Annotated in this window: 19 protein-coding genes and 1 pseudogene; 10 read left to right on the top strand and 10 right to left on the bottom strand. The window is 65.5% G+C overall.

Going from position 1 to position 18,108, the window contains the following annotated elements:
* The first annotated feature begins 107 nt into the window (after positions 1 to 107).
* Positions 108 to 1,829: a SulP family inorganic anion transporter gene (locus tag FJW06_RS24790; protein ID WP_140755462.1), complete on the top strand. Its 1,722-nt coding sequence runs from the start codon at positions 108 to 110 to the stop codon at positions 1,827 to 1,829.
* A gap of 9 nt (positions 1,830 to 1,838) precedes the next feature.
* On the opposite strand, the gene FJW06_RS24785 is transcribed toward FJW06_RS24790, so the two are convergent.
* Positions 1,839 to 2,765, bottom strand: coding sequence for a DMT family transporter (locus FJW06_RS24785; protein WP_140755460.1), 927 nt, complete (start codon positions 2,763 to 2,765; stop codon positions 1,839 to 1,841).
* A 177-nt stretch (positions 2,766 to 2,942) separates the two neighbouring features.
* Complete coding sequence (locus FJW06_RS24780) at positions 2,943 to 3,797, bottom strand: ATP/GTP-binding protein (RefSeq protein WP_140755458.1); 855 nt, start codon at positions 3,795 to 3,797, stop codon at positions 2,943 to 2,945.
* A 113-nt stretch (positions 3,798 to 3,910) separates the two neighbouring features.
* On the opposite strand from FJW06_RS24780, the gene FJW06_RS24775 reads away from it, so the two are divergent.
* On the top strand, positions 3,911 to 4,696 hold the full coding sequence (locus FJW06_RS24775) for a helix-turn-helix transcriptional regulator (RefSeq protein ID WP_140755456.1): 786 nt from the start codon (positions 3,911 to 3,913) through the stop codon (positions 4,694 to 4,696).
* A gap of 193 nt (positions 4,697 to 4,889) precedes the next feature.
* Here the strand turns inward: FJW06_RS24775 and FJW06_RS24770 are convergent, their stop codons facing one another.
* Both FJW06_RS24770 and FJW06_RS24765 read right to left on the bottom strand, forming a co-directional pair.
* Positions 4,890 to 5,822, bottom strand: coding sequence for a CHAD domain-containing protein (locus FJW06_RS24770; protein ID WP_140755454.1), 933 nt, complete (start codon positions 5,820 to 5,822; stop codon positions 4,890 to 4,892).
* Positions 5,819 to 6,292 (bottom strand): CYTH domain-containing protein, encoded by a 474-nt coding sequence (locus FJW06_RS24765; protein WP_140755452.1) that lies wholly within the window; start codon positions 6,290 to 6,292, stop codon positions 5,819 to 5,821. Before FJW06_RS24765 ends, FJW06_RS24770 begins: the two co-directional genes overlap by 4 nt.
* 91 nt (positions 6,293 to 6,383) lie before the next feature.
* Between FJW06_RS24765 and FJW06_RS24760 the strand changes: the two genes are divergently transcribed.
* From FJW06_RS24760 to FJW06_RS24745, 4 genes and pseudogenes are all read left to right on the top strand, one after another.
* Positions 6,384 to 7,088 carry a DUF1956 domain-containing protein gene (locus FJW06_RS24760; RefSeq protein WP_140755450.1) on the top strand — a complete coding sequence of 235 codons (705 nt, stop codon included), beginning with the start codon at positions 6,384 to 6,386 and terminating at the stop codon, positions 7,086 to 7,088.
* A complete protein-coding gene (locus tag FJW06_RS24755; protein ID WP_140755448.1) occupies positions 7,085 to 8,050 on the top strand; it encodes an HlyD family efflux transporter periplasmic adaptor subunit in 966 nt (321 codons plus the stop codon). Before FJW06_RS24760 ends, FJW06_RS24755 begins: the two co-directional genes overlap by 4 nt.
* 5 nt (positions 8,051 to 8,055) lie before the next feature.
* Positions 8,056 to 8,967, top strand: a pseudogene (locus FJW06_RS24750) (ABC transporter ATP-binding protein); the annotation flags it as partial.
* Entirely contained in the window at positions 8,964 to 10,100 is a 1,137-nt protein-coding gene (locus tag FJW06_RS24745) for an ABC transporter permease (protein ID WP_140755444.1), read from the top strand. The pseudogene FJW06_RS24750 and the gene FJW06_RS24745, both read left to right, overlap by 4 nt.
* A 93-nt stretch (positions 10,101 to 10,193) precedes the next feature.
* Here FJW06_RS24745 and FJW06_RS24740 read toward each other — a convergent pair whose 3' ends face one another.
* Together FJW06_RS24740 and FJW06_RS24735 are read right to left on the bottom strand one after the other, a co-directional pair.
* Entirely contained in the window at positions 10,194 to 11,171 is a 978-nt protein-coding gene (locus tag FJW06_RS24740) for a threonine/serine dehydratase (protein WP_140755442.1), read from the bottom strand.
* A gap of 109 nt (positions 11,172 to 11,280) precedes the next feature.
* Positions 11,281 to 12,534: a DNA recombination protein RmuC gene (locus tag FJW06_RS24735; RefSeq protein ID WP_140755440.1), complete on the bottom strand. Its 1,254-nt coding sequence runs from the start codon at positions 12,532 to 12,534 to the stop codon at positions 11,281 to 11,283.
* A gap of 103 nt (positions 12,535 to 12,637) precedes the next feature.
* Here FJW06_RS24735 and def point away from each other — a divergent pair, with 103 nt between their 5' ends.
* Genes def through truA form a run of 4 tightly spaced genes read left to right on the top strand, consistent with a single transcriptional unit; the run spans position 12,638 to position 15,444 of the window.
* Positions 12,638 to 13,168 (top strand): peptide deformylase, encoded by a 531-nt coding sequence (gene def, locus FJW06_RS24730; RefSeq protein ID WP_140755438.1) that lies wholly within the window; start codon positions 12,638 to 12,640, stop codon positions 13,166 to 13,168.
* Between the two features lie 58 nt (positions 13,169 to 13,226).
* Positions 13,227 to 14,162: a methionyl-tRNA formyltransferase gene (gene fmt, locus FJW06_RS24725; RefSeq protein ID WP_140755436.1), complete on the top strand. Its 936-nt coding sequence runs from the start codon at positions 13,227 to 13,229 to the stop codon at positions 14,160 to 14,162.
* Positions 14,159 to 14,665: an N-acetyltransferase gene (locus FJW06_RS24720; RefSeq protein ID WP_140755434.1), complete on the top strand. Its 507-nt coding sequence runs from the start codon at positions 14,159 to 14,161 to the stop codon at positions 14,663 to 14,665. The genes fmt and FJW06_RS24720 overlap by 4 nt, the downstream gene beginning before the upstream one ends.
* Before the next feature lie 23 nt (positions 14,666 to 14,688).
* On the top strand, positions 14,689 to 15,444 hold the full coding sequence (gene truA / locus FJW06_RS24715; protein WP_140755432.1) for a tRNA pseudouridine(38-40) synthase TruA: 756 nt from the start codon (positions 14,689 to 14,691) through the stop codon (positions 15,442 to 15,444).
* A gap of 7 nt (positions 15,445 to 15,451) precedes the next feature.
* On the opposite strand, the gene FJW06_RS24710 is transcribed toward truA, so the two are convergent.
* The 4 genes from FJW06_RS24710 to dapE all read right to left on the bottom strand — a co-directional run bounded on the left by FJW06_RS24710 (position 15,452) and on the right by dapE (position 17,935).
* On the bottom strand, positions 15,452 to 15,769 hold the full coding sequence (locus FJW06_RS24710) for a type II toxin-antitoxin system RelE/ParE family toxin (protein ID WP_140755430.1): 318 nt from the start codon (positions 15,767 to 15,769) through the stop codon (positions 15,452 to 15,454).
* Entirely contained in the window at positions 15,766 to 16,047 is a 282-nt protein-coding gene (locus FJW06_RS24705) for a type II toxin-antitoxin system ParD family antitoxin (protein ID WP_140755428.1), read from the bottom strand. Before FJW06_RS24705 ends, FJW06_RS24710 begins: the two co-directional genes overlap by 4 nt.
* Positions 16,048 to 16,127: 80 nt before the next feature.
* A complete protein-coding gene (locus FJW06_RS24700) occupies positions 16,128 to 16,733 on the bottom strand; it encodes a transporter (RefSeq protein ID WP_140755486.1) in 606 nt (201 codons plus the stop codon).
* A gap of 2 nt (positions 16,734 to 16,735) precedes the next feature.
* Positions 16,736 to 17,935 carry a succinyl-diaminopimelate desuccinylase gene (gene dapE, locus FJW06_RS24695; protein WP_140755426.1) on the bottom strand — a complete coding sequence of 400 codons (1,200 nt, stop codon included), beginning with the start codon at positions 17,933 to 17,935 and terminating at the stop codon, positions 16,736 to 16,738.
* Positions 17,936 to 18,108 lie beyond the last annotated feature (173 nt).

The following is an 18,108-nucleotide window of genomic DNA, read 5'->3' as shown; positions in this document are numbered from 1 at the left end:
CCGGAACCGCTGCCGGTTTTCGGGCAGCGCGATGCAGCGTCGCAACGCGACGGCGACCGCCGACATGCAGCCGACGATCCCGCCGCCCTGTGGAGCGGAAGCAGTTTATGGATCAGGCGCGGCGGGCAATTCACCACCAAACACGGCCGACATTCGCCGAGCTGTTCACACCAAAGCTGGTGACTGTGCTGCGCGAAGGCTATCACCTCAAGCAGCTGAGGGCGGATGTGATCGCCGGGCTGACGGTCGCCATCGTGGCGCTGCCGCTGTCGATGGCGATCGCGATCGCCTCGCATGTGGAACCCGAGCGCGGACTGTTTACGGCGATTATCGGCGGCTTTGTCGTCGGCGCACTTGGCGGCAGCCGGTTCCAGATCGGCGGGCCGGCCGGCGCCTTCATCGTGGTCGTTGCCTCGACGGTCGACCGGCACGGCATCGACGGACTGATCCTGGCAATGCTCATGGCCGGTGTCTTCCTGATCGCGGCCGGTTATCTGAGGCTCGGCGCCTACGTAAAATTCATCCCGTATCCGGTGACGGTCGGTTTCACAGCCGGCATCGCCGTCATCATCCTGTCCAGCCAGTTGCACGACATGTTCGGTCTGACGCTGCCGGACAAGGAGCCAGGCGACCTGCTGCCGCGGCTTATCGCGCTCGGCAAGGCAGCGGGGACGGCAAATCCGGCGGCCATTGCTCTCGCCGTGCTCACCATAGGCATCATCGTGGCCATGAAGCGCTGGCGGCCCTCCTGGCCGGGCCTGCTGATCGCGGTCGCCGCGGCGTCGCTGGCCGCGACGGCTCTTGGTCTTCCCGTCGAGACGATCGGCACGCAATTCGGCGGCATTCCGCGGATGTTGCCGGACCCGACTCTACCGGCGCTCGATACGCAGAAGCTCCTCTCCGTAATACCCGATGCAATTTCCTTCGCGCTGTTGGGAGCGATCGAATCGCTGCTTTCCGCGGTGGTCGCGGACGGTATGACCGGCCGACGGCACCGTTCCAACTGCGAACTGGTGGCGCAGGGCATCGCCAATATCGGCTCGGCGCTCTTCGGCGGGATCTGCGTGACCGGACTGATCGCGCGCACGGCAACCAACATCCGCTCCGGCGCGCATGGACCGTTGTCGGGGATGTTCCATTCCGCCTTCCTGCTGCTGTTCATGCTGGTGGCTGCGCCGCTTGCCAGCTATATCCCACTGGCGGCGCTTGCCGGGGTGCTGGCCACGGTGGCCTGGAACATGGTGGAGAAACCAGCCTTCCTGGCGCTGATCCGATCGTCCTGGGGCGATGCCCTGGTGCTTCTGGTCACCTTCGGACTCGTCATCTTCCGCGACCTCACCACCGGCATCGTGATCGGCTTTGCGCTAGGCGCGCTGCTGTTCATCAGCCGCATGGCGCGCTCCGTCGAGGTGGAGGCGCACGTCCCGTCGGTCACGGAGGACCGCGCCGACGACGCAAATGGCGGGCGCGTTGCCTATGACCTCGCCGCCGCCACCGATCCGGACACCGTCATCTACCGCATCTCCGGCGCCTTCTTCTTCGGCGCTGCGGCAACGGTCGCCACGGTGCTGGACCGTATCGCCGACCAGCGCAGGAACTTCATCCTCGATTGCACGGCGGTGCCCTTCCTCGATTCGACCGCGGCAAACGTCATCGAAAGCACCGTGCACAAGGCCAGGCGCGCCGGAGGACGCTTCATTATCGTGGGCGCCTCGTCGCAAGTCAGGCGCACCTTGATAAGCCACGGCGTCAAGCGGCCGCTGGTGACCTATGCAGCCTCGATCCGTGACGCACGGGCGCAACTGGACCGAAAAGCGGAGATGGCGTAAGCGCCCTGTTCAAACGGTCGCTTCGATCGGCTCGGCAAGCTTCGGGTTGGCGCGTGCGGCGATCAGGCAGCCGGCGACGATGAGACATGCGCCCGCCAGCGTGGTCCAGGCCACCTTCTCGCCGAAGAAGAACCAGCCAAGCGCGATCGCCCAGATGAAGGCCGAGTATTCGGTCGGGATCAGATATTGCGCTTCGGCACGGGCGTAGGACCAGCTCATCAGGAATTGCCCGGCAAGCGACAGCAGCGCTACCCCGGCCAAGGGAAGCCAGAGATTGCTCGGCAGCGCAACCGCGAGCCAGGGCGCGGCGAGGCCGAGCATGATCGTGACGAAGAGGTTCTGGAACAGCATGATCTCGACCGGTTTGGCCAGCAGCGCCTGTTGCCGGGAGAGGATCAGATTGTAGGCATAGAACACCGTCGATGCGAGCACCGCGGCCGTGCCGAGCAGGGCATCCTGCGAATGGCTTGCAGCCCCGAACTGGCCGGCCAGGATGATCGCGACACCCGCCATGCCGGCCAGCGACGCCCAGACCGCTTGCCGCCTTATACGTTCGCCCAGCAGTAATGCGGCGAGGAAAAGCGCAAACAGCGGCGCGACGAAGCTCAGCCCGATCGCCTCGGCGATCGGCAGCCTGGCCAGGCCCCAGAAGAACAAGACCAGGACAATGCCGACGATCGCGGCGCGCAGCGCATGAAGGCCCAGCACCGGAAGGGCCGGCTTCGAGCGCGGCCCCGCCGACCAGGCCGCGCTCGCGACCAAGGTGGCAACCAAGCTGCGCCACAGCAGCGTGTTGTAGACGCCGACCGCGATGGTTAGCGACTTCATGGCCGCGTCCATGCCGGACAAAAGCAAGATCGCCAGCGCGCATATGAGCACCGGGATCGTCGGCGAAACGGCGCCGGTCAGGCTGGATGTCTTCACGGCTTCGCTCATGGCAGCCCGATATCGCGGAGCGAGCGGCGTAACCAGATGGCAGCGCCGTCGATATGGCCGGTCCAATGCCAGCCGCCGCGAGTGCCGAGATCCGGAACATCAGTGGGACAGCACCCCCCTCTGTCCCGCTGGGCAGAGGGGGTGTCAAGGAACGCGACGCTATTCACTTCGGCATGCTCAATCCAGCGACAGCGCCGCTACCTCGCCCTCGCCCATCAGCGGCACGTAGATGGTCGCCTTGCCGTCCGTGCCGATGTCGGCGCTGCCCGGCTTGAACTGCGCTATCATCGTCGGCGCGCCACCGGGCTTGTAGCTGTAGAGCGTGCCGGTCATGTAGGCGGTGGCGTAGATGGTGTCGCCCATGGCGATGACGCCGTCGAGATCGGCGAATTCTTGAGCGCCGGGCAGCGGCGTGACCTTCTTCGTGGCAAGGTCGACCGACAGCAGGCCGCCGGGCTTGGCGGTGCTGAAATCGGTCTTGTTGATGCCCTTGCCCCAGGAGGCGACGATCAGCCTGCCGCCATCCGCGAACACGCCGTTTGGCGAGGCGAGCAGCGGGTCCTTGGCGAACGGCTCCGGCCTGTCGCCGTCGATGCGGTAGATCGCGTCGGCCAGCATGTCGCTGACATAGACCTTGCCTGCGCTATCCTCAGTCATATCGTTGAGGAAAACGGCGCCCGGGACATCGATGGTCTCGACCAACTTGCCGCTGGCGAGATCGACGACGCGTACCTTGGTAATGTCGGCGGCATAGAGCTTGTCACCAGCGATCGCCATGCCCTTGGGCGCGTCCATGCCGTCTGCCCAGTGGCGGGCGATGAGCTTGCCGTCCATCGACAGGAGTGACAGGTAGCCATTGCCGTCCGCCGCCCCGGGATTGCCGACGATGTTGGAGACGACGATGCGGTTATGGGCGGCATCGACAAGCGCCGATTCCGGCTGCTCGAAGCCGGTGGCACGCCAGAGTTCGCCGGCCTGCGCAGCCGACACAGCAACAGTTGCGACGATGGTTGAGGCGATAAGATGTTTCATGGGTGCTCTCCTGTGGCGATGAGGGAGAGCTAGATTCTTTGATACTTTTCGGAAAGTTGGATCGACACTAGTATCGGAATTCGATACGAATACGCGCGAACGAGGTGCATTCCATGAACGGCCCGATCTTCGAGGCGCTGAAACGGACGCTGAAGGCCAAGGGCCTGACCTACCGGACGCTGGCCGAACGCATGGGTGTTTCCGAGCCGACGGTGAAGCGCATCTTCCATGAGAAGAACTGCAAGCTCGACCGGCTGATGGAGATCTGCGCCGCGGCCGATGTCGAGCTGGAGAACGTGCTCGGCGCGATGAACCGCGGGCCGGGTCCTGCCAACCGCGTCGCGCCGGAGATCGAGCGCCGCCTGGCGGCGCGACCGGCGCTGCTCTTCGTCTTCATCATGCTGTCGGAGAAATTCACGGCCGAAGGAATCATGCGCTCGCAAGGCCTGAGCGAAGCCTCGATGTTCCTCTATTTGCGCGACCTCGAGGAGCTCGGGCTGGTGGCGCTGGGGCGCGGCCTGTCGGCAAGGCTGCTGGTCGACACCCCGATCCAGTGGGATTTCGAGGGGCCGCTGAAGCCGCATTTCGAGATGACCAACAAGAACTTCATCGGCTGGGCGATCGGCCACATGGAGCAAGCCGCGACCTTTATCAGCTTTTCCCGGCGCATGCGGCCGCAAACGGCGGAGATGCTGCGGCGCGAGGCCGATGAACTCGCCGAACGCGCCAGGCTGCTAGCCCATCACGACCAGCATACCACGCCCGAGGACCAGCTCACCGGCTACAAATGGACCTTCGCTTTCGGCGCGACGCCGTTTCCCGCGATCATGCCGATCGGGCCGCATCCGAGGGATGCGGGGGCAAGGGCGGCGATGGAGAGACGAGCGCTGCCGGCGTAGCGCTGCGCCCCCTTCTCCCCCTTGTGGGAGAAGGTGGATCGGCGCGCAGCGCCGAGACGGATGAGGGGTGTTCCAGCTTGGCGGAAGCGCTCGTCCAAAGCCGCAATCGCCAACGCCTCATTCCCTGGAGCACCCCTCATCCGGCCGCTTCGCGGCCACCTTCCCCCACAAGGGGGGAAGGGGAAGGCTGGCACTACGCCGCCTTCGCCTCTTCCTGCGGCGCCGCGAGGTCGTCGCGTACCTTGCGGGCGAGTCTTTTGGCCGAGCGCTTCGGGCTGTCGCCGAACAGCCCGGCGGCGTCGGCGAGGCAGGCCTTGCTGAGGCTCTTTTCCGAACGCTTCAAGAGCTTGCGCAGGAGCCTAGTCTCATCAGACGGGCCGAGCGGCTCGCCCTCGGCATCGAGCAGGGCGCGCATGACGAACACGTCGTGCAATTCGCCGAGCAATTCGCCGAGCCTGTCGACCCCCTTGCGGCGCGCCTTGATCGGCGTCGGCCACAGGCGACCGAGCAGCGACAGATGCATGGAATGCGTCTTGGCAGCCTTGCGCAGGTCGTGAAAGTCATCGGGCTCGCCGCGCGATTCCGCCTTGTCCAGCGCCTTCTTCGCGCGCCGCAAGGTGGCGCGAGCGCCGTCGGCCAATATGTCGGCGGCCTGCTCCGGCTGATCGGGCAGAGCGAGCCGGTCGATGCGCTCCAAGCCCTCCCGGCAGGCGGAGATCGCAGCATTGATGGCGGCATCGAGGCCGGGACCGGCATGGAGCTCGTGCTGGCGCAGCACCAGCCGCTCGCGCACGGCCTCGAGACCGCCGTCGGCCGATTGCTCCGGAAAGGCATCGGCCAGGCGGTCGACGGTTTCGATGAGCGCGGTCGCCTCCCGCGGGCCGGCCAGCAGCGCCGAAACCTGCTTATAACATTCGTTTTCGGTCTGGCAGAACGGTTCGTCTCCGGAACGAACCAGGCGCAGCAAGGCGCGTACGCTCTTCAACCGCTTGCGGCATTTGTGCAGGCCCTGCTCCGGCTTCTCGCGCGCCATCTCGAGATGGCCGATTGCCTTGCCGATCTCGTCGGCCAATATGCGCCTGACCTCGCCGGTCAGCGGCAAGCGCGGATCGATGCGGAAGCTCATGCGGCGATCTCCGGAATCCCCCCGAGGGCCAGCGATGCGTTGTAGAATCTCGACTCGCCGGTGACCTCGCGACCGAGCCAGTCGGGCAGCATTTCGTCAGATACGTCCTCCGGCGTCTCCAGCTCCGCGATCACCAACCCCGCGAGCTTTCCGCCGAAAACATCGACTTCATAGAGATAGCCGCGGTGTCTAACATGGTGGCGTGTCTTCTCGATGACACGCCCGACGGCAAAGGCCATCAATTCCTCGGCCTCGGCAAGCGGGATGGGATATTCGAACTCGTCGCGCTCGCGCGCCCTGTCGCCGAACTTCAGCGTCAGCTTGGCGGAGCGTCCGTCGCTGATGCGCACACGCACCGTGCGGCCGGGCTGGGCGGCGACGTAGAACTGGCGAATGCGGATTTCCGCCTCGACCTTGCCGCGCCAGGCGGAACTGGAGACCAGGAACTTGCGCTCGACTTCCTTGCCCATGGCCGCGCACTAAAGCCTGTGAGGGCCAGGAAGGCAAGCCGGCTCGGAGGTCAAATTTGACTTTAATCAATCGATTGATTAAACTTGCGGCATGAAGAGGCAACCGGACCCGAAAAGGCAGCAGCGCGAGGCGACCACCGCCGAGCAGACACGCGCGGCGCTGGTGCGTGCGGCACTCAAGCTGTTCGGGCGGCAAGGTTTCGACGGCACCTCGACGCGCGAGATCGCGGCCGAAGCCAAAGCCAATATCGGCTCCATCGCCTATCATTTCGGTGGCAAGGAAGGCCTGCGCGCCGCCGCCGCCGACTTCATCGTCGAGACCATCCAGGGCATCGCCGGCCAGGCGCTAGGCGCAACCCAGGCGGCCGCTCCGGCAAACCCGGAAGCCGCGCGGGCACAGCTCTTTGCGGCCCTGGAGCGGATGGTGGGCTTCGTGGTCGTCAGTCCGCAGGCCGGCGAGATCGTACAATTCGTGCTTCGCGAGCTCTCGCATCCGACCGCCGCGCTCGACCGCATCTATGCCGGCGTGTTCGAGCCGACGCACCGGCGCCTGTGTCAGATCTGGGAACAGGCGACCGGCGAGCCGGCCGAGAGCGAAGCGACCAAGCTCACAGTCTTCACCATAATCGGCCAGGTCATCTATTTCCGCATCGGCCGCGAGGCGGTGATGCGCCGCATGGGCTGGCGCGAGATCGGCAATGACGAGGCCGCCAAGGTAGTGGCGGCCACCACCGGCAATCTCAGGGCAATGCTGGCGGCGCGCGATCCACGCGCCGGCAAGAAGGGCAAATCATGAGCTTTCTCTGTTCGCTGCCGCTCGCGGCCCAGCTGTTCGGCGCCTGCGCGCCAGCAGCCCCGCTCGCGGTCGGCTATGTCGAAGGCGAATATGTGCTGATGGCGCCGATCGAAGTGGCACAGGTGGCGACGGTGACTGTGAGGCGCGGCGACCGCGTCGAGACCGGCACGGCGGTGGCGACGCTGGAAGACGCCGATGCCAAGATCGAGGTGGCGCAGGCTAAGGCCGCGCTCGCGCAGGCCCAGGCGCAGCTTGCCGATCTGCAGGTCGGCAAGCGTCCCGAGGAGATCGCCGTGCTGAAGGCCGAGGTCGACATGGCCAAGGCCCAGGCGGCGGACGCCAAGCGCAAATACGACCGCGCCAGCGACCTCTATAAGCGCGGCACCGGCACCCAGGCGGATTACGACACCGCCTCGGCCTCGCTGGAGACCGCCAATGCCCAGGTCGGCCAGGCGGAGGCCAATCTTGCCGTCGGCAACCTGCCGGCGCGGCCCGAGACCATCAAGGCAGCCGACAACCAGGCCAAGCAGGCGCAGTCGAGCTTGCAGCAGGCCGAGTGGCGGCTGTCGAAGCGGGTGCTGACCGCGCCCTCGCCCGGCCGCGTCAGCGACGTCATCCGCAATCCCGGCGACACGGCCGGGCCGACCGCGCCGGTGATCTCGATGCTGCCCGACGGCGCCGTGAAGCTCAGCGTCTATGTGCCCGAAAGCGCGTTTTCGTCCGTCAAGGTCGGCACCGAGCTCAACGTCCATTGCGACGGTTGCGGGGCGAGGCTCAAGGCGCGCGTCAGCTATGTCTCGCCCGATCCCGAATTCACGCCGCCGGTGATCTACTCGCTCGAGAACCGGCAGAAGCTGGTCTATCTCGTCGAGGCCCGACCGGAGGGCGATGCGGGACCCTTGCAGCCCGGCCAGATCGTCGATGTCGACCTGGCCGACATCGGGGCGGATCTCGGGCAATGAACGTCATCGACGTCCGCGGCTTGGTCAAGCGCTTCGGCGACAAGACCGTCGTCGACCATGTGACGATGACGGTTGCCGAGGGCGAGATCGTCGGCTTCCTCGGGCCGAACGGCTCGGGCAAGACCACGACCATCCGCATCATGTGCGGGCTTTTGACGCCGGACGAGGGCGACGGCACGGTGCTGGGCTTCGACATCCGCACCGATGCGCTCAAGATCAAGCGTGAAGTCGGCTACATGACGCAGAAATTCTCGTTCTACGAGGATCTGACGATCGGCGAGAACCTCGAATTCGTGGCGCGGCTCTACCGGCTGAAGCCGGTCGAAGAGTATGTCTCGCGCACGCTTCGGGATCTCGGCCTGACGAGCCGCCGCAACCAGCTGGCCGGCACGCTTTCCGGCGGCTGGAAGCAGCGGCTGGCGCTGGCTGCCTGCATCATGCACGAGCCGAAGCTGCTTCTGCTCGACGAGCCGACGGCCGGCGTCGATCCCAAGGCGCGGCGCGAGTTCTGGGACGAGATCCATCGGCTGGCCGGCGGCGGGCTCACCGTGCTCGTCTCCACCCACTATATGGACGAGGCCGAGCGCTGCCACCGCATCAGCTACATCTCCTACGGCAAGATGCTCGCCACCGGCACGGTGGACGAGGTGGTGAAGAATGCCGGGCTGACCACCTTCGTGCTGCAGGGGCCCCGGCTCGACCTGGTGGCCCAGGCGCTGCAAGGCCGCCCCGGCGTGGACCAGGTTGCGCCGTTCGGCGCCACGCTTCATGTCGTCGGCTCCGACAAGGCGGCGCTCGAAAAGGCGCTCGCCGATGTCGAGAAGGAGCATGAGGGCGTCACGGTGAAGCCAGGCGAGACCAGCCTCGAGGATGTGTTCATCCAGTTCATGTCCGGCTCGAAGGACAATATGGCATGAACGCGGTCTTCTCCTTCGCTAGGCTGGGCGCGCTGCTGATCAAGGAATTCATCCAGATGCGGCGCGACCGCATCACCTTCGCCATGATGCTCGGCGTGCCGCTGATCCAGCTGGTGCTGTTCGGCTATGCGATCAACAACGACCCGAAGAGCCTGCCGGCAGCACTCGTGGCGACCAGCAGCGATCCTTACACGCGGGCCATGGTTTCGGCCCTGCAAACCACCGGCTACTACCGCTTCGACCACGTCGCGCAAAGTGCCGAGGAAGCCGAGTTCCTGATGGCGCGCGGCGACGTCTCCTTCGTCGTCACCATTCCCGCCGATTTCGCGCGCCGCGTCGAGCGTGGCGACAACCCGCAGATCCTGATCGAGGCCGACGCCACCGATCCGGCGGTGGCCAGCGGCGCGATCTCGACGCTCAGCACCGTCGCCGGCCAGGCGCTGCTCAGGGCGCAGGGTACCGAGGAAACCGCCAAGGAGGCGGCGCGCGGCCAGCTCGACGTCGTCGTGCACCGGCGCTACAACCCCGAAGGCATCTCGCAATACAACATCGTGCCCGGCCTGCTCGGCGTCATCCTGCAGATGACGATGGTGATGATGACCTCGATCGCGCTGACGCGCGAGACCGAGCGCGGCACGATGGAAAATCTTCTGGCCATGCCGTCGAGCCCGCTGGAGATCATGCTGGGCAAGGTGCTACCCTATCTGGTGGTGGGCGCGGTGCAGGTGGTGGTGGTGCTGGCTGCGGCGAAGCTTCTGTTTGCTATTCCTTTCATGGGCTCGCTGTCGCTGCTGCTCTCGACCGTGCTTGTTTTCGTGCTGTCGCTGGTGCTGCTCGGCTACACGATCTCGACGATCGCCCGCACGCAGATGCAGGCGCTGCAGCTCACCTTCTTCTTCTTCCTGCCCTCGATCATGCTGTCGGGCTTCATGTTCCCCTATCGCGGCATGCCGGGTTGGGCGCAGACTTTCGGCGAGATCTTTCCGCTGACGCATTTCCTGCGCATCACCCGCGCGGTCATGCTGAAGGGCGCCGAGCTGCCGGCCGTGGCGACGGAAGTCGGCTGGCTGGTTGTGTTCGTGGCGCTGTTTGCCGGCGTAGCGCTGGTGCGATTCAGGCGCACGCTGGATTGAAATCACGGAAAATCTTGCGCACAAAAGCCTAAGGCTGGCAGGACAGACGGGGGCGCGAAGGATCACAACGATTCTCGCGTGCAGGCCGCGGCGCTAAGCAGCCGCCATGATCTCCGCATAAGTGCCGAAATCGACATTGCCGCCGGACAGCACCACGGCCACGCATTTGCCGGCGAGGTCGATCTCGCCGGATGACAGCGCGGCCAGCGCGACGCAGCCGCCGGGCTCGACCACCAGCTTGAGATAGGCCATGGCGTCGCGCATTGCCTGGGCGGCGGCCGCGTCGGAGACGGCGATGGCGCCGGCGAGATTTTTTCGGTTGATCTCGAAGGTGATGGCGCCGGGCTCCGCGGTGAGCAGCGCATCGCAGATCGAGCTGTGGCCGGGCTCGTTTGCGACCCTTTCGCCCTTGGCCAGCGAACGGCGCGTGTCGTCGAAATGCTGGGGCTCGACGGCCCAGACTTGCGTGTGCGGCGAGGCGTCCTTGACCGCGACCGAGATGCCGCTCGACAGGCCGCCGCCGCCGCAAGGCACGATGACGGCGTCGAGGGTCACGCCGAGCACCTTGGCCTGCCGCATCAATTCCAGCCCGATCGTGCCTTGGCCGGCGATGATGGCCGGATCGTCGAAGGGCGGCACCAGCGCCATGCCTTGTTCGATATAGGGGCGCACGACCGTCATGCGATCCTCCTTGAAGCGGTCGAACGTCACCACTTCGGCGCCCATCCTGCGGACATTGCCAACCTTCATGGCCGGTGCATCGGCCGGCATGGCGATCACCGCCTTGACGCCGAACATGGCGGCCGAAGCCGCCACCCCTTGCGCATGGTTGCCGGAGGAGAAGGCCACGACCCCGCGGCCGCGCTCTTCCTCGCTGAGCGACGACAGCTTGTTATAGGCGCCGCGGATCTTGAAGGAGCCGGTGCGCTGCAGCGTTTCAGGCTTGAACAGGATACGGCCGCCATGGCGCGTGTTGAGCTCCGGCGACTCGATCAGCGGCGTTTCGATGATCAGGCCGGAAAGCCGCTCGGCGGCGGCGCGGATGTCTAAGATGCCGGGCAGGGTGGTCATGGGCGAGGGCCTTGCGAAGAACGAGACGGCCCATGGTGCACGGAAAAGACCGTAACGTGCCAACGAAAAAATGTCATGGAGACAAGGTTGGCAATGGTCCCGTCGTCGGCTACTCGTCGCCTTCGACGACCCGCAGCCTGAGCTGGCCAGTCTTTGAATCGGCCACCCGCGCGCCGGCATCGGCCTTTGGCGCCGCACTTCGCGCGGCCTCGGTCTCGCCCTCGGCGAATTCCAATGCCTCGATCTTCTGGCCCCGCTTGGTCACCTTCGACGTCGACACCAGGATGTCGTCTATGTCACGCGCCGCTTGGCCGAAATGCGTCTGCAGCCGGCGCACCCGCTCGTCGACCCGCGCGACGTCCTCCATCAGCCGGATGACCTCGCCCTGGATCAGATGCGCCTGCTCGCGCATGCGGGCATCCTTCAGGATCGCCTGGATCACCTGGATCGACAGCATCAATAGCGACGGCGAGACGATGACGACGCGGGCGCGATGCGCCTTCTGCACCACCGCCTCGAAATTCTCGTGGATTTCCGCGAACACCGATTCCGACGGCACGAACATGAAGGCAGTGTCCTGTGTCTCGCCCTGGATCAGGTATTTTTCGGCGATATCGCGGATATGCACCTCGATGTCGCGCCGGAACGCCTGCGCCGCAACCTTCTGCATGTCAGCGCCTTCGGCGGCGCGGATGGCGTTCCACGCTTCCAGCGGGAACTTGGCGTCGATGGCGAGCATCGGCGCGCCGTTCGGCATCCGCACCAGGCAGTCGGGCCGGCTGCCGTTGGAGAGGCTCGCCTGGAACTCGTAGGCGCCATGCGGCAAGCCGTCGGCGACGATCGCTTCCATGCGCGACTGGCCGAAGGCGCCGCGCGTCTGCTTGTTGGAGAGGATCGCCTGCAGTTGCACGACCTGGCCGGCCAAGGACTGGATGTTGCCCTGCGCAGTGTCGATCACCGCCAGCCGCTCCTGCAGCTTGGCCAGGCTTTCATGCGTCGACTTGGTCTGCTCGGCCATGGTCTGGCCGAGGCGGCCGGTCATGGCGTCGAGCCGTTGTCCCAGCGACTGGGTAAGCTCGGCCTGCCGCGCGCCGAACACTTCGGCGATGGCGCCCATGCGCCCCTGCATCTCGGCTTGCGCCTGCATAATGTCGGCCATCCTCGCCTCGGCATCGCGGGCATGGTCGGCTGCTTCCGCAGCAGCCGCCGCGCGCGCCCCGGCCGCGCGCCACAAGGCGACGACGAGCGCCACGAACAGCGCAAGCAGAAGGATTGCGCCGAAAGCCAGCGCCTGGCCAAGCGTGATAGTCGTGGCGCCGAGGCGCGCGATGGGCTCGGAAAGAATGGAGGTCATGTCGTTCATTTGGGCAGCATAACCGATTCGGCCGGGTGGCACAGATCAAAACGTGAACGGGCCAACGGTGCCCCGGTTGACGCTTGTCAAGCGAGGTCTTAGGTGAGACGTCATGTCGATCAAGCCGCTCATCATCCTTCCCGATCCCGTCCTGCGCCAGGTTTCCAAACCGGTCGAGCGCGTCGACGCCGATCTGCGCAAGCTCGCCGACGACATGCTGGAGACCATGTATGACGCGCCCGGCATCGGCTTGGCGGCGATCCAGGTCGGCGTGCCGCGGCGTCTGTTGGTCATTGACCTCGCCAAGGAGGGCGAGCCGCCTCAGCCGCATGTCTTCATCAACCCGGAAATCCTCGAAAGCGCCGACCAGCGCTCGGTCTATGAGGAAGGCTGCCTGTCGATCCCCGATTATTATGCCGAGGTCGAGCGCCCGGCTTCCGTGCGGGTGAAATATCTCGACCGCGACGGCAAATTGCAGGAGATGCAGGCTGAAGGCCTGATGGCCACCTGCCTGCAGCACGAGATCGACCATTTGAACGGCGTGCTGTTCATCGATCACATCTCGAAGCTCAAGCGCGACATGGTGGTGCGGAAGTTCAAGAAGCTCGCCAAGGACAAGGCGCCGGGCAAGATGGTGGGCTAGGGCCGTTCCGGCCGCGCGAGCGACTGAGCCTACCGGAAAATAGGATTCGCAGGATCTCATGCCGCTTCGCGTCATCTTCATGGGCACGCCGGATTTTTCCGTGCCGACGCTGCGCGCCGTCGCCGAGGCAGGCCATGAGATTGCGGCCGTCTACACGCAGCCGCCGCGCGCCGCCGGCCGGCGCGGTCTGGAATTGACGCCGTCCCCGGTGCAGCGCGAAGCCGAACGGCTGGGGCTCGAAGTGCGCACGCCCTCATCGCTGAAAGGCGAGGCCGAGCAGCAGGCTTTTGCCGGCTTGCAGGCCGATGTCGCGGTCGTCGTCGCGTACGGCCTGCTCCTGCCGAAAGCGGTCCTGGAGGCGACAAGGCTCGGCTGTCTCAACGGCCATGCCTCGCTTTTGCCACGCTGGCGTGGTGCTGCTCCGATCCAGCGCGCCATCATGGCCGGCGATGCCGAAACCGGCATGATGATCATGAAGATGGAAGAGGGTCTGGACACCGGGCCGATAGCATTGGTTGAAAAAGTCGTCATCGCACCCGATATGACGGCCGGCGAATTGCATGACCGCCTGATGGCTCAGGGCGCTTCGCTGATGGTCGAGGCGCTCGCGCAGTTGGGGATAAATTGTCTGACATTTGCCCCGCAGGCGGCGGAAGGGGTGACCTACGCCCGAAAGATCGATAAATCGGAGACACGCGTAGACTGGACGCGGCCTTCTGGCGAAGTCCACAATCACATTCGCGGCCTCTCGCCCTTCCCGGGCGCGTGGTGCGAGGTCGAAATTGGCGGCCGCATGGAGCGGCTGAAACTGCTTCGCTCGACGCTCTCGGAGGGCGTCGGCGAGTCGGGAGGAATTCTCGATGACCGGCTGACGGTCGCCTGCGGATCGGGCGCGGTCAGGCTGGTCGAAGTTCAACGGGCGGGCGGAAGGCCTGCCGCCGCGCAGGAGTTTCTGCGTGGAGCCAAGATCGCAAAAGGAACGAAACTCACATGAGCATGATGTCGATACGCGCGGCGACGCCGCGGGATCGCGAGGCGATCCGCCTCGTCGAAGAGCATGCCTTTGGCCAGCAGGCGGAAGCCGGCCTGGTCGACGCATTGGTCACCGGCGGCGATGCCGTCGTCGAGCTGGTGGCTGAGGAAGACGGCCAGGTCGTCGGCCACATCCTGTTTTCCAGGCTTTACGTGCAGAACGGCGGCAAGCGTTTCGCGGCCGTCGCGCTGGCGCCGCTGGCGGTCGAGCCCTCCTTCCACGGCACCGGCATCGGCGGCGCGCTGATCCGCGAGGCGCATGTGCGGCTCAAGGAAGCCGGCGAGACGCTGGCCGTCGTCCTGGGCGATCCGACCTATTACGGCCGTTTCGGTTACACCCATGCCCGCGCCGCGAATTTCGAGAGCGAGTATCAGGGCGAGGCGCTGCAGGCCCTGGCCTGGGGTGACGCGCCCGAGACCGGCAAACTGGTCTACGCTTCGGCCTTCACCGCTTTAGCCGCCTAGGCTAAGGCGAAAGCACAGCTGGCATGCCGCGTTTTCGGCTCGATATCGAATATGACGGCAGCCAGTTCGCGGGCTGGCAGCATCAGGCCGATCAGCCCTCGGTGCAGCAGGCGATCGAGCAGGCAATCGAGAAGTTCTGCGGCGAAGACCTAAGAATACGGGCCGCCGGCCGCACCGACGCCGGCGTGCACGCCACCGCCCAGGTGGCGCATGTCGATCTCGCCAAGGCGTGGCCGGGCGACAAGGTGCGCGATGCGGTCAACGCCCATCTGCAGGCGGCAGGCGCGCGCGTCGTCATCCTGAAAGCTGCCATCGTCGCCGACGGTTTCGACGCGCGCTTTTCCGCCACCGGCCGCCACTATCTCTATCGTATCCTCAACCGCCGGGCGCCGGCGGCGCTGGAAAAGGGCAAGGTCTGGTGGGTGCCGAAGCGGCTCGACGCCGAGGCCATGCACGAGGCGGCCAAGGTGCTGCTTGGAAAGCATGACTTCACCACCTTCCGCTCCACCCAGTGCCAGGCCGAAAGCCCGGTCCGCACGCTTGACCGCCTCGATGTCGGACGTAATGGCGATTTCGTCGAGGTGCGCAGCTCGGCGCGCTCCTTCCTGCACAATCAGGTTCGCTCGATGGTCGGCTCGCTGAGGCGCGTCGGCGACGGCTCTTGGGGCGCCGCCGATCTCAAGGCGGCGCTCGAAGCGCGCGATCGCGCCGCCTGCGGCCAGGTAGCCCCGCCGGACGGGCTGTTTCTTGTTGGGGTGGATTATCCCGAGGACGTCTGAGGCCAGATCAGCCAGCGTCGTCCCCGGCGAGTTCGTCCGACCAGTTGGTTCCGCCATAGAACAGGCGCAAAATCACCACCCGCTCAGGCTCTACGATGAAAGCGACGGCGACCCGGCGTTCAAACCCGACGACACGAAGGCCCGGCCGCACGTCATCGCGACGCGTGCCGCGTTCGGAGCCATGTTCGAGACGCTCGCAGAACGCCCTTATGCGACGATCATAGGCGTCCGCCGTGATGGGGCTGCTGGCTTCAGCAACAATAGTATAGATGCGATCGAGATCGTCGCCCGCATCAAGCGAGTAGACGACGGCTCGGCGCTTCACGGCTTCTTCTGCGAATGTGTCTCGTGGCGTTTGCGCGCCCGCTCGGCCATTTCCGCAGGCGAAATGACCTTGCCAGGGTTTGTCCTCAACGCGTCATAGGTCGGTGCGACTTCCTCGCGGAGCCAGCGCTCCACCGCGGCGTCGCGCTCCTGAAGGGCGCGAAGCCCCGCGCGGATGACTTCGCTGCTGGTGGCATAGGTGCCCGAGCGGACGAGTTGATCGATGAAGGCGGCTTGCTCCGCCGGCAGGCTGAAGGTGCGTTTTTCGGTGGCGGACATAGATTACCTCCACGAAGAATGGTATGAAACTATCATACCGCCATGCTCACAAATTGAAAGCCCTTTTCAGTCGGGCAGGATCAACCTCGGGTGCTGTCCGGTATGTCGATGCCGAGCAGGGCCTGCAGGCCGAACAGGACGAGCAGCGAGGCGATGAACATGCCGACGAACACGGCCGTACCCACCGCCGGCCCTTTGCCGATGGTTGCGTTGGTCATGCGCCAGGTCAGCACCATCGACAGGCCGAACAGAACCAGCGACACCAGGCTGGCGACGTCGCTGCTGGAGGGCACGAAGAGCCTGAGCAGTGCCGAGGGCAGCATCAGCCAGGCGATGATCGCCGACGTCCAGTTGGACGCGACGACATAGTGGACGAAACGGCCGCCGATGCCGGCGCGCGGCGCGACCAGCGCCAGCGCCACCAGCGGCAGCACCCAGGAGCCGAGATCGACCGTAGCCAACCGGATCAGCATGCCGAGGCGCCCGGCGAAGGCATCCGGGTCGCCGATCTCGTTGGCGATCCCGACCCAGCCGACGATCAGCGCCGGCGCCGCCACGATGATGGCGAAGAAGGAATTCCAGAAACCGTCCGCCGAGAGGTCGAGCAGGCGCAGCCCGTCGGCCCTGCCGAACATCAGCCGCCAGGCGCCGGCCAGCGAAGCATAGGTTTCGTCCGCCGAAAGCATGGTCACGAAAGGCCTTGTCCGAACCAGTCTTCGATGAAGCGTTCGTAGATTTGCGTCAGCGTCTCTAGATCGGCAAGCGCGACGCGCTCGTCCACCATATGCATGGTCTTGCCGACCAGGCCGAACTCGACCACCGGACAATAATCCTTGATGAAGCGCGCGTCCGACGTGCCCCCGGAGGTGGAGAGCGCCGGCGTCTTGCCGACCATGGCTTTGATCGAGCCGCTCAGCGTGTCGATCAGCCTGTCGTCGCGGGTCAGGAAGACATGGCTCGGCCGGTCGCGCCAGACAAGCTCGTAGTCGACCGGCGTCTTCTTGCCCGGCCGGTACTTCTTGCGTCCGGCGGCCTGGTCGAGCCGGTTGTGGATTTCGGCCTGCACCGATTCGGCGTCCCAGCTGTCGTTGAAGCGGATGTTGAACGTCGCCGTCGCCTTGGCGGGGATGACGTTGGTCGCCGGGTTGCCGACATCGACCGACGTCACTTCGAGATTGGTCGGCTGGAAATCCTTCGTTCCCTTGTCGAACACCGGATGGAGCAGCGCGTCGACCAGGCTCATCAGCCCGCGCACCGGGTTGTCGGCGAGCTGCGGATAGGCGGCATGGCCCTGGCGCCCGTTCACGGTCACGCTGCCCGACAGCGAGCCGCGCCGGCCGATCTTGATCATGTCGCCGAGCGCATCCGGATTGGTTGGCTCGCCGACGATCGAGGCGTCCCACTTCTCGCCCTTGGCCGCCGCCCAGTCGAGCAGCTTGGTGGTTCCGTTGATGGCCGGTCCCTCCTCGTCGCCGGTGATGAGCAGCGACACCGATCCTTTCGGGCCGCCATTCTTGGCCACATGGCGCGCCACCGCGGCGACGAAGCAGGCGATGCCGCCCTTCATGTCGACGGCGCCCCTTCCATACATCTCGCCATTGGCGATTTCGGCGGCGAAGGGTGGATGCGTCCAGGCCGCCTCATCGCCCACCGGCACCACATCGGTATGGCCGGCAAACATCAGATGCGGGCCGTTGCCCGAGCGCCGCGCATAGAGGTTTTCAATGTCCGGCGTGCCGTCTTCCGAGAAGACTGGCCGTTCGACCGAAAAGCCGAGCGGCTTCAACATGTCCTGCAGCGCGGCAAGCGCGCCGCCTTCGGCGGGCGTCACGGACGGGCAGCGGATCAGGGCGGCAAGGTTGGCGGCAGGGTCGGTCGGCAATGTCATGGGCAAAGCGATAGTCGAAAGCAAAGGACCTGTCACGGGTCGGACATGGATGGACGATCACGCCGCCGACAATATGGTTGTCGTGTCGTATAAACGCATGTCGCCCAGAAGTGTGCAGCGGTTCTGGGAAAAACGACATGCATTATTATGCAAGTCGTGAGCCAAGCTGGGAC

The organism is Mesorhizobium sp. B4-1-3, assembly GCF_006439355.1.
Lineage (GTDB): Bacteria > Pseudomonadota > Alphaproteobacteria > Rhizobiales > Rhizobiaceae > Mesorhizobium.
Note: the sequence above shows the minus strand (reverse complement) of the source record. Positions and strands in the feature narration are given on the sequence as shown.